The following is a 13,191-nucleotide window of genomic DNA, read 5'->3' as shown; positions in this document are numbered from 1 at the left end:
GGGCACCGCAAGGACCGCGGGCACCGCAAGGACCGCGGGCACCGCAAGGACCGCGGGCACCGCAAGGACCGCGAGGACCGGAAGAACCCCTGGGGGGCGGTAGGGGGACGGTCAGGGCGTGCTGCTGCTGCCCCAGTCGTCGCCCCCACCGTTGTGGGTGCTGCGTTCCTTCAGCGAGCGCACCCGGCCGGCCACCGACTCCGGCATCCGGTCGCCCACCTTGTCGCTGACCGCGTGGTACGCCTTGCCCGCGTACTGCCGGCCCTGCTGGGCTGCGGTCTCGGCGGTGTTGCGCACGGCGGGGTTCTGCGCGACCTGCCGGGCGGACTTCTTCAACTGCTCGTAGCGCTCGCGCCCGGCACGCGTGCCCAGTACGTAACCCAGAGCCAGTCCGACGACGAACGTGAGCTTGTAGCGCATCACTGCCACCCTTCCCTCGTGTAGGTCCCTGGCACGACGACGGCGCCGGGGGGAACCGATTGGCGGAGCACCCCCCTGCTTGCGCTAATGTATGTGTCGCAGAGAGCGAGCGCCCCCTGGCGAATACCCAGGTAGGCACGTTCGATGCAACGAGGCATTCCCCTGTAGCTCAATTGGCAGAGCAGCCGGCTGTTAACCGGCAGGTTACTGGTTCGAGTCCAGTCGGGGGAGCATCGTGAACGAGGGCCCCATGGGGGTCCTTTTTCATGTCGGTGTCACGCCGGCGGGAACCGTGCAGGCCAGGGGTGCTGTCCTCATGGTCACGGCAAGGCCGGCCAGCCGAAGCGTGAGATCGTATGAGCGGCTATGCTGCGGCAGACGGCGCGCACACATGTACGCGACACGCCGCTATGGGGCGGTAGCTCAGCCGGTTAGAGCAGCGGACTCATAATCCGTCGGCCGTGGGTTCGAGTCCCACCCGCCCCACCACTTGCTACGCGGGAAGAAACCTTCTGACCAGGCGCTTAGCCGGTAAGGGGTGAGTGCGGCAGGATCTTGGCGGCCCGTCCCGATCATGCAATCACGCCGGTTGGGACAATGTTGGGACGCCGGTCACGCGGCGGGACGCACCCCGTCGTCCGGCTCATCGCCCTCGGCGTTCGCGCTTGTCTCGGGAGCCTCCTCCTGCGCTTCCGGTCGGGTCGCCTTATCCCGCCGGGGGCCGGCCTTCTTCGAGCGGGGTACGACCGCGCTCGTGGACTCTGCCTCGGCGGTCAGAAGCTGCGGTAGGACGCTCGTGTAGGTGTCCGAGGTGATCTGGCGGGAGCTGTGCCCCAGCCGCTCTTGGACGACCTTGATGTCGGCCTTGCCGAGCAGCGCCAGCGTTGCAGACAGGTGCCGGGTGTCGTGCAGGCGGATAGGGGGCAGCCCAGACAGTTCGACGAGCCGGTTGAACCGTCGGCTGATCCAGTCGGGGTGGATCGCCTCGCCGTTCTCGTGGGTCCAGACCCGGTTGCTCTCGACCCATGCCTTCTGCCCGGACCACTGCTGCCGTTCCTGCTTCTGGGTTTCTCGCCACGCGGCCCACAGAGCGCGTGTCTGAGCGTCGAGCGTGACGGTGCGCACGCTGTCCTGCTTCGGGGCCTCGTCGTACATCCGGTAGGCGATCTCGACGGTCTGCGCGGAGATGCGGAACCACGATTTGGTCAGGCTGACCTCGCTCCACGGCAGCGCGCACATCTCACCGCGCCGGGGGCCCCGGAAGATGAACCCGTGCCACATGCCGCAGAGCCGGTCGTCGGCGATGAAGTCCAGGAACTCGCCGGTCTGCTCCGGGGTCCAGACCATGACGGGACTGGGTTTCACACCCGTGCGCTTCCACTCTTCGACCCGTTCCGGCGTCCAGACCAGTGCCTTGGGTCGCTTGATCGGGGGCAGCTCGACCATCGCGGCCCAGTTGGTCGTGTAGTCGCCGCGCTTGATACCGCTGCCCAAGAACGAGCTGAGGGTGGCGTTGATGCGGTGCATCGTGGAGGCGCTGGTGATCTTCCGCTTGCCCTTGCGGCCTTCTCGGAGGGCGGCGTTGGCGTCGAGGTAAGCGCGGCGCCTGGCGCGGCGCTCCTCCATCTTCCCCGCGGCGCGGACCCACGCCGTGTAGGCGGCGTCGCGAGCCTCCTGCAACTCCACTATCCGGCCGTGGTGGATCAGCCGCTCGGCGTTCTCCCGCTCGATCGCGTCGTACATCGCCTCGACGTGCCGCAGCCTGAGGTCTCGCCGCTTGATGTGCCCCAGGTGGGGTTCGAGGTAGAGGCGGACGTGCTCCTCGTACCCGTGGGAAGTTGTGCGGGCCAGGCTCCTCTTTCTCTTGAGCCAGGCTTCCAGGTCCTCTCCGACGGTGGCGTTGCTGAGGACGTCCGTGCCCTTGACGGCCTCGCGGTAGACCTCGGACGCCTTGACCTTCGCCGCATCCTTCGTGGGGAAGCCGCCACGGCGAACCCGCTGTCGCTTGCCGCCCTCGCCCGCTTCGAGCTCGAAGTAGAAGTACCAGCGGCCGTGGCCCTTCTGGTCTAGCTTGGGGCAGCTGGCACCCAGTAGTCGCCGCTTGGGGCGGCCACAGGCGTCGAGTGTCGGAGTGCCGCCTTCTCCGATCACGGGCTCCCGGCAGGCGCATTGCCGGTAGTAGCTGGGGTTGAACACGACCATCCCCTTCGTGGGCTCCGTTTGTGGATCTTCCGTGCCGGTCCTTGTCGAACCGATGGCCTATCTTGCCCCAACACTCCAGTGTTGGCGTATCCTTATGAGACGTTGGCGCGGGGGAGAACGCGACAACGGGAATGACAACGAAAGACGCCTCCGTAGCTACAGCCTCTGGGGCCAGCCCAATGACCCTGGAGGAACTGCTTGCGCTGCCGCCGACTGTGAACGTCACGACGGCCGCGCGGGCCCTGGGAATCGGTGTGCACAAGGCTTACAACTTGATCAAGGAGGGATCTTTCCCCGTGCAGACGCTCCCGCTGGGCAGCACGGTGAGGGTCCCTACGGCTGCGCTCTGGCAGGTGCTGGGAGTGACGCCACCTGCGCAGTGATCACCCGTAGCTTTGGCATAACGATTCCTAGGTCACGGCCCTCGCCGTGACCTAGGATCAGGCGGCTAGAGGAGGCGCATCAGAGAAGAACGGACGACCGCATGCCACGGCTCTACGGCTTCGACGACGCGTCGAAGCGTCGTCTGCGAGACGACGAAGTGGACCCGCTTCGCCAGATGGTGAGCCGGGCACTGAAAGGTCAGTCCAACGCGGACATCGCCGTGTGGGCGAACGGCGAGGGCTACCGGGGCACGCTCGGCGGCGAGTGGAAGGACGCGTCTGTCGGACGCCTCTTTCGCAACCCTGCCATCGCCGGACTGCGCTACGACGATGATGGCGAACTCGTCGACGCCGGCCACCCGGGCGCGATCACGCACGAAGAGTTCACGGCCCTCCTTGAGAGGGAGTCGAGCCGCAAGCCGGCCGAGGCCGCACCCCCCTACGACTACCTCCTGGTCGATGGCGGGTGCACGTGCGGAAAGTGCACGTGGCCGCTTCAGGGGGCACGGACCAACGCGGGAACCCCTGGCTACCGCTGTCGCCCCAAGGACAAAGACGGTCGGGGCGGGTGCGGCGAGGTCCGCATGGACGCCGAGCTGCTGGAGACCTACGTCGGCGAGCACGTCGTGGCGGAACTCCTCAAGCCTGGCGTCCGCAAGCAGCTCCTCAAGGCCCAGGAAGCCGTCCGCGTGCAGGTCGAGAAGATGAAGTCGGCCATCGAGGACCTGGAGGGCCGCCGGACCGAAGCGGCGACCCTCTACGGGCAGCGACAGATCAGCAGCGACGCGTTCGTGACCGCAGACCGCGAGATCACGGCCAATCTCAAAGACACCCGGTCGCGGCTTCGGTATGCGGAGCAGATGGCGAACTTCTCTCTCGGGGATGCCAAGGATCTCGTGCGCTGGTGGAACACAGCACCGTCCGCGTCCAAGAGGGCGATCGCGAGGCTGTTCTTGAAGAAGATCGAGGTCTTCCCCGCCAGTGCGCGGGGAGTCCGCACCGTTGAGCCGGGCCGGGTGGTCCTCCACTGGCGCAAGCTGCGTGATCTCTCAGGCAGCCTGTGACGTAGGTACCTCGCGTGACGAACGGCGCCTGCCAACCATGGCGAGGGTCAGCCCTGTGATCAGCGCGATCACGGCGAGCCCGGCCAGGACGGGTGAAACGATCTCCTCGGCGCGCAGCGACCACGGGTGCCCGAGGTAGTGAGTTACCAGGTATGACCCCTTGCTGGCCGCGTAGGCGACGCCGAAGACGGCTGCGACCGCCGACAAGGCCAGGCCTCTCGCCGTCCAAGCGTGTGCGGTCTGCCTCGCGAACAGGGCCATGCCCGAGCAGAGGAACGCGATCTCCCCGCAAGTGATCGCCACGTAGGCCAGATAGACCATGAGATAGACCGTGACGCCCGGAACCGTCGCGAACTCAGTTGTGAACTCAACGCTGTCGTCGGTCGTTTCGATGAACAACGGCAGCATCGCAGCGAGGACGCATACCGCGAAGGCGATGCGTGCGTACAGGCTGGCCCTCAACACCTCGTGGTTGTAGGACCAGTCAACGAGCATGAATTGGAGGCTGCCGCACCACAGCACGGCGCAGATGTGTGCTCCGAGCTTTGCCGCGTTGTGCAAGCCGGTCACGGATTCTGCGAGGTCCGCGACCGGAGGTATGGCGAGGATGACGCCGACCGTGCAGACGCCGAACGCAACGGCTCGAGCGAAGCGAGCGATGCGGTATTCGTTTCGGTAACGCTGACGCCAGGCTTCACGGGCGGAGAGCGCGGTGCCCGCTAAGCCGAACAGAGCGCACAGGCCGAAGACGAGGCCGTCCATGTGGTTCAGGTTCCTTCCAGGTCAGAGACGGCCCGTTCAGCCGCCTCTGTAAAACTGAGCCGCCTCCGCCGGCCTGGTCGCGGTGGTTCAGCGACTGGCGGCGGAGGCTCTGGCACTTCGGGGACCGTGAGATCGCTGTGTCCATGTCTTGCACGGATCCCACGTGCGGCCTCCAAAAGTTCGGCAACCCCGGCTTGGCCCAGGTCGTGAACCAGACGGAGCGCCTCGCGAGCGTCTTGATGCTCCTCATAGACCGACAGCGAGGTCAAACCGTTGTAACCGGGGAGTAGATAAGCTACCGGACAGTCGAATGCCCGTGCGAGGCCTAGCAGTTGAGAAGTTGACGGGTTTGTCTTGATTCCGTTCAGGAGGTCATTCACCACCTGGTGGGTCATCGCCGGTTTGCCACCGGGCGTCTCAGCTGTGGCGGCGGCGATGGCGCGCGTACTCGGGGTCTTCCCGTCGGCTCCGCGCTTCCTGCTGAGCAGCACGGCGAGCTTGCTGGCGAGAGGGATATCCGGGCCGTGCGGCATGGGGCTTGCTACTCCTCGGGTGCGCGCCACGCCTCACCCCGGGCGGTGACTTGGCGCGCGTTCAGTGCTGGTCGGGGACATATGGTGCTTCGTGTGGCAGCTTAATGTCTATGCCTGTTGACATTAGGTGATGCCGCGAAGCAAGATCTGTTACGGCATCAGGATCGCGTACTCAGCATGCAGGCCGCCGCCCCTCTTCCGCCGTTCAGGCTGCGAGATTGTGACAGGCGCCGCCCGGCAGCTCGATGTGTGCCTAAACGTTGCTTGTGTGGGGATCTAATCGGCTCGCCGCTCGTTAAGAGGGCGGAGCGCCGCAATGCGGGGAGGGTATGGGTGGGGATCGAGCTCGGACGAGTGCTGGCCCGACTGGAGGAGTCCGGCGGCGCAGAGAACGTCGCCCTGGATGACGAGTCAGCTCGCGCCGTGCTGGGGGCCCTGTCGATCGTCGACCCGAAGCGTGTCGAGCGCGAGGCGGAGCGTCTTGGCTGTGTCGCCACTGGCTGATTCGCCGAGTAGTCACGGACGCGGGGTCCCGGACGGGGTCCCGCGTCCACGCGTTTGACCTGCAAAAACTTCGAGAAAATTGTGGACCCACCCCCTAAATGCATATAGAATAGAACCAGAAGGGAGGGGGAAGGAAGAAGCCCCCACCGACCTCTTGGAGACCGAAGTGCCGCACAAGTTCGCCACCCTGAAGATGCGCCAGATCCGCCGCAACCCGAACCAGCCCCGCGAGACCTTCAACGAGGAGGCCCTGGGCGAGCTCGCCAACTCCATCAAGCAGCACGGTCTCCTCCAGCCGATCGTCGTCCGCAAGGTCGCGGAGGGCGGCTACGAGCTGATCGCCGGCGAGCGCCGTTTCCGCGCCAACGAACTCGCGGGCAACATCACCATCGAGACGAAGATCCTCGTGACCGAGGGTGACGCCGAGATCAGCGACATGGACTCCTTCAAGAAGGCCATGGCCGAGAACCTGAACCGTGAGGACATGCTTCCGCTTGAGGAGGCGCGCGGCTTCAAGAAGGTCCTTGACGAGGAGGAGGACGCCGACCCGGCCAGCGTCGCCAAGACCTTCTCCAAGTCGGTCCAGTACGTCAACCAGCGCCTGGCCCTGCTCAACCTGCGCCCGGAGATCCAGGCCGCCGTCGACCTCGGGCACATCGGCACCCAGGCCGCCGTCCAGATCGCCGCCCTCTCCCGGGGCAACCAGAAGGCCGTCTTCGAGGACTGGAAGAAGGGCGACAAGAGCGACAACCAGCTCGTCCACATCGCCTACGCCATGCGCAAGCAGGAGAAGGCGGCCCAGCAGGATTCCATGGTCGACGTTGAGGAGATGTCCCCCGAGGAGAAGGCGCAGCACGCCCGCGCGCAGGCCAAGACCAAGAGCGACCTCGACCAGATCGAGCGCATGTGCGAGCTGTTGGACAGCATCGGCAAGGCGGACCCGATGGAGCTGGCCCGCGCCCTGGAGGGTCAGGTGGGCAAGCGGGTGGAGCAGTTGGACCGAGTCGCCAACTTCGTCCAGAAGGCCCGCTTCCAGCTCCGTCAGGCCAAGGCGCACGCCGACGCCAGCGAGATCATGGTCAACCCCGCGGCCGCCGCCCCCGACCTGGTCGCGGAGGCCGACGCCGCACTCGCCAGCCTGGAGCCCGCCGCCGACCCGTCCGCCGACGTCACCCAGGAGGCGGACGCGGAGACGACCCCGGCCGCTCCGCAGGCCGAGGCGGCTGACGACACGCAGCAGGAGGGCGCCCCCGAGCCGACGACGGAGGCGGATGCGGGCGACGCCGAGACCGAGCCGGTCACCATCGCAGCCTGAACCACACACCCCGGGGCGGCCCCAAGCGGGCCGCCCCCCTCTTCCACCAGGAGATCCATCGTGATGAACGACATCCGCACCATGCGCAACATCAATCGCAACCTCTTCAAAGGGGTGCCGGCCACGGCCAACGCCCTGGAGGAGTACGACTCCGACGCCGCCCAGCTCGTTCGGGAGGCCGCCCAGCATCTGGTCAAGGCCCGCCGCGACAACGACCCGCAGGCGCTGAACGAGGCCAGCAGCGCGACCTTCCTCGCCGCAGCCGAACTCCTCAACCAGGCCGGTGGTTCCGTCTACGTCCGCTTCCCCATCATGGTCGCGGCGCGGCTGGTGGAACTCGAAGCGGCGCTGCTCATCGCCACGGCCGCGAACCAGGCTGAGGGGCAGAGCGCATGAAGCGGCCCGAGCGCATCAACGGCCTCAAGACCTGGCCCGAAGACGGAACCCTCCCGCCCGAAGTCTGCCGCCGCTGCAACGCCGACCTGGCCGACACCCGCAATCAGCTCGCCTCCGCAATCTGCGTCGTCTGCGGCTACTGGGTCTGCGAGCTGTGCGACGGCGGCACGGACCCCGCGACGGGCGACGCCGTCTGCGAGGACCACAAGAGCCACCCGCTCGCCGCCAACTGCACCGAGTACGCCTGATCAGGAGTTCCAGCCATGCAGATAGATCCCGACGTTCTCGACGTCCTTCACGCCGCCACGGTCGACGGCCCGGCACTCCGCCTGAACGGCCAGCTCGACCGCAAGCTGTACGAGCGCGTCAACCTCGCCCTACACGCGGCGGGCGGCGTCTGGCACCGCTTCAAGAAGGCCCACATCTTCACCACCGACGCCGCCGACGCCATAGCCGGGCTGCTCGCCACGGGCGAGGTGGTCACCGACGCCGACCGTGGGTTCTACCCGACGCCGCAGCCCACCGTCGAACGCCTCCTGGAGCTGGCCGAACTCGAGGCCGGATGCGAGGTGCTGGAGCCCTCGGCGGGGCGCGGCGCTATCGCCGAAGCCGTCGCCGCCTGCGGGGCCATCGTGGACTGCGTCGAACTCGACACCGCCCGTGCCGAGCACATCCGCGCCGGCGGGTACGCCCGGCAGGTCGCGAACGCCGACTTTTTCAGCGTGCCGGTGGAGCGCCGCTACCAGCGGGTCATCATGAACCCGCCGTTCGCGGGACGCCAGGACATCCGGCACGTGGAGCGGGCGCTGCGCTTCATCCAGCCCGGTGGCCTGCTCGTCGCGATCATGTACGGCAGCCTCACCTACCGGGGTGATCGCAGAACCAAGGACTTCCTCGCCCGGATACGGGAGGCGCGGGGGGCCATGTGGGAGCTGCCCCCAGACGCGTTCCCGGCGGTAGGGGTGGGCACCGTGATCGTGGTCATCCCGGTCCGCGAGGTGGCACCCCCTCGCGGCACACGGCAGATCACGCTCAGGCCCGAGGACTTCAATGCTCGGCCCCGCGCCGTGCAGCAGGGCCTGTTCCTCACCGACGAACCGACCGCTCACGGAACGGCGCCCTTGGATGGGCTCGGCTACGGAACGCCACACGACGGCAGGGACCGCTCTTACGGCTAGATAGATCCCAACACTCAGGAGTGATAGGGTCTATCTCGTTGGCGGGAACGGCCACAGCCGAGGAACCGGCCCACCAACATGCCGTGGCATGCGGCATCCCCTTCGGTGCCTGGCGGGTGGCCAATCCCCCGCGCCCTACCCGCCAGGCACCGGCTCCGCGCCGACGCGAAGCCACACGGACCGCACGCCACGAACACGACCGGACCCGCTCCCGCTCACGCCGGGAGCGGGTCCCGTGCACTCCGGAGCGACATGAGCGCAGACGACTTCAACGGCAATCCGGAAGACCGCGAGCTGTACCTGCGTCTGCTCATCGAACGGGACGGCCCGCCGGACAGGGCCGCCGACGAGCGAGACCCGGGCCGAAGGGTTCAGCAGAGCCCCGACCCGAACGCGGCGCAGCGAAGCGCGGAGCTCGAAGCAGCCATCGCCACCAGACGACGACCCAGGAGAACAGCGGCATGACCCAGGATTCGGCACCCCTCCAGACCGAACAGCGCGAGCCCCCCGTGCCGGGTGCCGAGTGGTGCAACGCCTGCGACGCCTGGTGCCTCCCCCCGGGCATCTGCCGCTGCAACAACCGATAGGCGTCCGGCGACCGCCGCGGCGGTCGCCACCTGATTCATCGACCCGCTCACCGCCAGCACCATCACCGACGATGAACTCGACGCCGCCCGCGCCGAGCTTCGCTACTACCGGGCCACGGCAAGGCGGCCAACACCGCGACCGCCAGCGGCACTCCGCCAGCGACAGGCCGGGCCACCGGGGACGGCAGTCGGCCGACGGAACTGAGCCAAGCCCGCTGCTGATCGTCTACTGTTGGCGTGCGTAGGGCGCGGGGAACGGCCTACACAAGGGACGCCCGTGACCGCGCTCGCCAACATCCCCGAACAGCTCCAGCCGCTCGCCGTCCCCATCGGCGACCTGGTCCCGTACCACCGCAACCCCCGCACCGGCGACATCCCGGCTATCGCCGAGTCGCTGACGGTCAACGGCCAGTACCGGCCCGTCGTCATCAACAAGGGCACCCACACCGGGCGGCCGAACGAGATCCTGGCGGGTAACCACACCGTTGCAGCGGCCCAGCAGCTCGGCTGGGAGCACATCGCGGCCACCTGGGTCGACGTCGATGACGACGCCGCGGCCCGCATCGTCATCGTGGACAACCGCACCAACGACCTCGCCGGTTACGACACCGCCCTGCTCGCGGAAGTCCTCTCCGAAATTCCCGATCTCGCTGGCACCGGGTACGACCGCGAGAGCGTCGACCGGCTCCTGGACGACACCTCGCTTCCCGAGGCGCTGGAGCTGACCTCCGACGGCGCGGGCACCGGAGCCGCAGCCACCGTCGACTACCTCCAGTGGGGCTACCTCCAGTGGGAGTCCAAGCGCGTCCGGATCACCTCCGAAGAGGTCGAAGCCCTCAACGGCATCTACACGAAGTTCGTGGACGACACCAACAGCGACCTCGGCTTCGGCTGGCACGTCCTCCAGGAAGCCCACCAGGAGGGCGACACCGCATGAGCAAGGCACCCACCACGACTTTCCACGAGGCGTACCCCCTCGATCAACTGCGCCCCGCCGACTACAACCCGCGCCGCCTCAGCGAGACAGCCTTCGTCCGCCTCCAGGCATCGCTGCGCCGCCACGGAGTCGTCAAGCCGGTGATCCTCAACGCGGACGGCACGCTGGTCGCGGGCCACCAGAGGACCAAGGGTCTACAGGCCATCGGCATGACCCACACGCCCGCGGTCATGCTCGGCACGAAGGTCCGCCTCCAGGACGAGATCCAGTTCAACTTGCTGCACAACCGGGTGGAGACCGAGGCCAGCGTCGTCTACGCCGAGCCCGGCGAGATCGGCGCCTGGTCCTGGATTCCGTGGCAGTCGATCCGCGTCGCCGAGCGCAAGAACCTCTCCTTCGTCAACGCCATCGGTCACATGACGGCCGGCCACGGCCCCTGGGGCAGCGTCATCATCGACGATCAGGGCCGCATCGTCCTCAACGCCGAGTACGCCGTCGTCGCCTCCTTCTCCCGCTTCGACCTCCTCGCCTGGACCGTGGCCTCGGCCGACGCCGCCCAGCTGCACGCCGACCTCACCGGCGAGTACGGCGTGTACGACTGGAGCGCCATCGAGAGCAAGGCACCCGTCTGGAACCAGCACATCGTCCAGCCCAAGCGGCTCCGCCAGTTCTCCTCCAAGGCCAAGGCGGGCAAGCTCGCCTACGGCTCCGAGACCTGGGACCAGCTCGTCACGCCCTGGCTCAAGCCCACGCACCGCGTGGTTGACTTCGGCGCCGGATACGGCGACTACGCCAAGCACCTGCGCGCCAAGGGCTTCAACATCCACGACTACGAGCCCTACCGCTGCCGGGACGGCTCGTACGCCGTCGACATCCGGGCCGTCGTCGGCATGATCCGCGACATCGACAAGGACATCCATGCCAACGGGCTGTACGACGTCGTGGTCCTGGACTCCGTCATCAACGCCACCACCTCGCTCGACTACCAGCACTGGGTGATGACCACCGTCAACGCCCTGTGCGCCGCCGACGGAGTGGTCTGCCTCGGTACTCGGAGCCTCGCTCGCGAACTGCGTGACGAGCAGGCCAAGCGCGTAACCTCCCAGACCGCGACGACGAAGATGAGTTTTCTCGACGAGGACAACGTCGAGATGAACTTCGTCAAGGGGAAGTGGCAGAAGCTCCGCTTCCACACCCCCGAGACGCTGGAACCCATGCTGCGCCGCTACTTCGAGGACGTGAAGGTCACAGACCTCAGCGGGTCCAACCTCAAGGCGACATGCCGCCGCCCCATCGCGCTCCCCAAAGAGGAATACGAGAAGGCATTCGAAGAGGAATTCAACATGCCTTACCCGAATGACTTCCGTCATGACAGGCATCTGGAATTGGTGGGAAATTTGATAAAATTGGTAGTAGAGAGAAATGAATCTCTCGCCAGTTAGAGAGTGCAATTGGGGAGCGCATGTCGCAGCGAATACAGATCCGAATCGAATCACGAAGTCGGTACCACATCATGTGGCTGGCTGGCGTGCGGCACGTCGCCCTTGACCAGCACTGCCTGCGCAGCTTCGGCCAGCCCGACCGCCCCCGGCTCGACATCAGCCGCCGGCACCAGGCGATCGAACTTCCCGAGCACAACCCGCCCCTGGCTTGGTACCTGTGCGCGCTGCCCAACCCGTGGAAGTGGAGCGACAACGCGCACCTTGCCTTCGAGGGCGCCCCCGGAGAGCAGTGGGACGGCCCCGCCCTGGTGCCCGGCCTGTATGTGCACCTGGACAACGCTCGCCCCATCACGGGCTGGGGCGAGCACAACATCCCCGAGAACGAGCCGCGCAGGAAGTCGGTCCGCTTCCGGACTTGTCGCAACTACCAGTTTGCCTGGTGGCTGCGGACCGAACGCAACGCGCCCGACGCGCCACCCGAGTACGTGCCGCCCAAGCGGCCTGGTGAGGGCGAGCAGATGTCACTGATGTGACGCTGGTGGGGCTGGACGAACGTCGTCTGGCCCCACTGCTGTCTTGTGATCCCGCCTGGCCCCATCCGCCGTCCTGGTTGTCTCCTCGCCGCGCACAGCACGAACCAGCGCCCGTCATGAATCGACGAGAGGGGGAGCTGGTCGAGCAGCCCATGGGCCACGAAGATGACGACGGAGAGCACTCCGACCCAGGCCAAGATCCACAGGATGACGGTCGAGTCCACCGTTCGGGTTCCCTTTCAAAGGGCCGAACTGTGCGCGGGCGCGATGACGGGCGCCACGGGGAAAGGCTCATGCGCAGGCAAGCGCGCGATGGCCTGCAGGAACGTGGAAAGTCCCCTGCCCGCCGCTGTATGCTCCCGACCCAGCTGCGGCCTACGCAGAGACGTCTCGACGCACAAGGGGGCACCATGCTGCAGGTCCAGGACTGGTTACTTGTTGGACTCGGCGGGATATTCGTGATCTTCGGCCTTACCCTCCGCTTGACGTCCCGCGGCAAGGCGGAGCCGGCAAACACGGCTTCCAAACACCGTTTCGGCGGTCCCAACCGGTGGATGTACCCACTGTTTAGTGGGCTCTGTCTACTGTTCGGCAATCTTCCGCGACTTCTCGGCGCGCCGTACGTGGCGGTCGGAGTCTTCGACGCCATGGGCCTTTCACTGGCGATCGCCATGGGCGTCCTCGCGATCCGGCAGCTGCGACTCGGGGTGAGGTGACGGTACTGGGATCAGGCGTGAAGTGACCTGCGCTGCCTGCGGATTACTGGACCTGGAAAGCGGTGCGCCGGTCCTTCACCGCTGACGGAAGCAGGGGCTGACCAGCGAGTTGCCTGACCGGCTCCGCGCGACCCGTGAAGCAGAGGGCCGGGATGCGGAGCCTACGGCGGGGGTGATCGACTCGCAGTCCGCGACGGATACTGCGACGGTCGAGGCCGC

At 66.9% G+C, this 13,191-nt stretch carries 14 protein-coding genes and 2 tRNA genes; 13 read left to right on the top strand and 3 right to left on the bottom strand.

Translation table 11 applies throughout. The features are described 5' to 3' along the window. Positions 1-111 precede the first annotated feature (111 nt). Positions 112-420: a YtxH domain-containing protein gene (locus ACFVYK_RS01975; protein ID WP_389767446.1), complete on the bottom strand. Its 309-nt coding sequence runs from the start codon at positions 418-420 to the stop codon at positions 112-114. Positions 421-578: 158 nt separating this feature from the next. On the opposite strand from ACFVYK_RS01975, the gene ACFVYK_RS01970 reads away from it, so the two are divergent. After that, positions 579-651: transfer RNA gene (locus ACFVYK_RS01970), tRNA-Asn, on the top strand. 181 nt (positions 652-832) lie between these two features. Beyond that, positions 833-909 (top strand) — tRNA-Ile (locus ACFVYK_RS01965). A 123-nt stretch (positions 910-1,032) separates the two neighbouring features. Here ACFVYK_RS01965 and ACFVYK_RS01960 read toward each other — a convergent pair. Then, complete coding sequence (locus tag ACFVYK_RS01960) at positions 1,033-2,616, bottom strand: tyrosine-type recombinase/integrase (RefSeq protein ID WP_389767444.1); 1,584 nt, start codon at positions 2,614-2,616, stop codon at positions 1,033-1,035. Between the two features lie 490 nt (positions 2,617-3,106). Between ACFVYK_RS01960 and ACFVYK_RS01955 the strand changes: the two genes are divergently transcribed. Continuing rightward, positions 3,107-4,069 carry a recombinase family protein gene (locus ACFVYK_RS01955; RefSeq protein WP_389767442.1) on the top strand — a complete coding sequence of 321 codons (963 nt, stop codon included), beginning with the start codon at positions 3,107-3,109 and terminating at the stop codon, positions 4,067-4,069. On the opposite strand, the gene ACFVYK_RS01950 is transcribed toward ACFVYK_RS01955, so the two are convergent. Then, positions 4,055-4,831, bottom strand: coding sequence for a hypothetical protein (locus tag ACFVYK_RS01950; protein ID WP_361353932.1), 777 nt, complete (start codon positions 4,829-4,831; stop codon positions 4,055-4,057). The two genes, ACFVYK_RS01955 and ACFVYK_RS01950, sit on opposite strands and share 15 nt — an antisense overlap. Before the next feature lie 866 nt (positions 4,832-5,697). On the opposite strand from ACFVYK_RS01950, the gene ACFVYK_RS01945 reads away from it, so the two are divergent. The 10 genes from ACFVYK_RS01945 to ACFVYK_RS01900 all read left to right on the top strand — a co-directional run bounded on the left by ACFVYK_RS01945 (position 5,698) and on the right by ACFVYK_RS01900 (position 12,972). Continuing rightward, positions 5,698-5,868, top strand: coding sequence for a hypothetical protein (locus tag ACFVYK_RS01945; protein WP_389767440.1), 171 nt, complete (start codon positions 5,698-5,700; stop codon positions 5,866-5,868). A 154-nt stretch (positions 5,869-6,022) separates the two neighbouring features. Then, positions 6,023-7,183: a ParB/RepB/Spo0J family partition protein gene (locus ACFVYK_RS01940; protein ID WP_389767438.1), complete on the top strand. Its 1,161-nt coding sequence runs from the start codon at positions 6,023-6,025 to the stop codon at positions 7,181-7,183. 60 nt (positions 7,184-7,243) lie between these two features. Continuing rightward, the gene (locus tag ACFVYK_RS01935) at positions 7,244-7,579 is read left to right on the top strand and encodes a hypothetical protein (RefSeq protein WP_389767436.1); all 336 of its coding nucleotides are present in this window, start codon (positions 7,244-7,246) and stop codon (positions 7,577-7,579) included. Next, positions 7,576-7,827: a hypothetical protein gene (locus ACFVYK_RS01930; RefSeq protein WP_389767434.1), complete on the top strand. Its 252-nt coding sequence runs from the start codon at positions 7,576-7,578 to the stop codon at positions 7,825-7,827. Before ACFVYK_RS01935 ends, ACFVYK_RS01930 begins: the two co-directional genes overlap by 4 nt. A 15-nt stretch (positions 7,828-7,842) precedes the next feature. Continuing rightward, positions 7,843-8,757, top strand: coding sequence for a hypothetical protein (locus ACFVYK_RS01925; RefSeq protein ID WP_389767433.1), 915 nt, complete (start codon positions 7,843-7,845; stop codon positions 8,755-8,757). A 252-nt stretch (positions 8,758-9,009) separates the two neighbouring features. Further along, positions 9,010-9,222 carry a hypothetical protein gene (locus tag ACFVYK_RS01920; RefSeq protein WP_389767431.1) on the top strand — a complete coding sequence of 71 codons (213 nt, stop codon included), beginning with the start codon at positions 9,010-9,012 and terminating at the stop codon, positions 9,220-9,222. Between the two features lie 399 nt (positions 9,223-9,621). Next, on the top strand, positions 9,622-10,281 hold the full coding sequence (locus ACFVYK_RS01915) for a ParB/RepB/Spo0J family partition protein (protein ID WP_389767429.1): 660 nt from the start codon (positions 9,622-9,624) through the stop codon (positions 10,279-10,281). Then, positions 10,278-11,723 (top strand): methyltransferase domain-containing protein, encoded by a 1,446-nt coding sequence (locus ACFVYK_RS01910; RefSeq protein ID WP_389767427.1) that lies wholly within the window; start codon positions 10,278-10,280, stop codon positions 11,721-11,723. The genes ACFVYK_RS01915 and ACFVYK_RS01910 overlap by 4 nt, the downstream gene beginning before the upstream one ends. Positions 11,724-11,794: 71 nt before the next feature. Then, positions 11,795-12,256 carry a hypothetical protein gene (locus tag ACFVYK_RS01905; protein WP_389767425.1) on the top strand — a complete coding sequence of 154 codons (462 nt, stop codon included), beginning with the start codon at positions 11,795-11,797 and terminating at the stop codon, positions 12,254-12,256. A 410-nt stretch (positions 12,257-12,666) separates the two neighbouring features. After that, positions 12,667-12,972 carry a hypothetical protein gene (locus ACFVYK_RS01900; protein ID WP_389767423.1) on the top strand — a complete coding sequence of 102 codons (306 nt, stop codon included), beginning with the start codon at positions 12,667-12,669 and terminating at the stop codon, positions 12,970-12,972. Positions 12,973-13,191 lie beyond the last annotated feature (219 nt).

The sequence above is a fragment of the Streptomyces sp. NPDC058291 genome (assembly GCF_042880855.1).
Lineage (GTDB): Bacteria > Actinomycetota > Actinomycetes > Streptomycetales > Streptomycetaceae > Streptomyces.
This window is presented reverse-complemented; position numbering and strand designations above follow the sequence as displayed.

Excerpts from the sequence above, each read along its gene's own strand:
- ACFVYK_RS01975 (WP_389767446.1), bottom strand. The coding sequence starts at position 420 with ATGCGCTACAAGCTCACGTTCGTCGTCGGACTGGCTCTGGGTTACGTA.
- ACFVYK_RS01955 (WP_389767442.1), top strand. The coding sequence starts at position 3,107 with ATGCCACGGCTCTACGGCTTCGACGACGCGTCGAAGCGTCGTCTGCGA.
- ACFVYK_RS01950 (WP_361353932.1), bottom strand. The coding sequence starts at position 4,831 with ATGGACGGCCTCGTCTTCGGCCTGTGCGCTCTGTTCGGCTTAGCGGGC.
- ACFVYK_RS01930 (WP_389767434.1), top strand. The coding sequence starts at position 7,576 with ATGAAGCGGCCCGAGCGCATCAACGGCCTCAAGACCTGGCCCGAAGAC.
- ACFVYK_RS01925 (WP_389767433.1), top strand. The coding sequence starts at position 7,843 with ATGCAGATAGATCCCGACGTTCTCGACGTCCTTCACGCCGCCACGGTC.
- ACFVYK_RS01920 (WP_389767431.1), top strand. The coding sequence starts at position 9,010 with ATGAGCGCAGACGACTTCAACGGCAATCCGGAAGACCGCGAGCTGTAC.
- ACFVYK_RS01910 (WP_389767427.1), top strand. The coding sequence starts at position 10,278 with ATGAGCAAGGCACCCACCACGACTTTCCACGAGGCGTACCCCCTCGAT.
- ACFVYK_RS01905 (WP_389767425.1), top strand. The coding sequence starts at position 11,795 with ATGTGGCTGGCTGGCGTGCGGCACGTCGCCCTTGACCAGCACTGCCTG.
- ACFVYK_RS01900 (WP_389767423.1), top strand. The coding sequence starts at position 12,667 with ATGCTGCAGGTCCAGGACTGGTTACTTGTTGGACTCGGCGGGATATTC.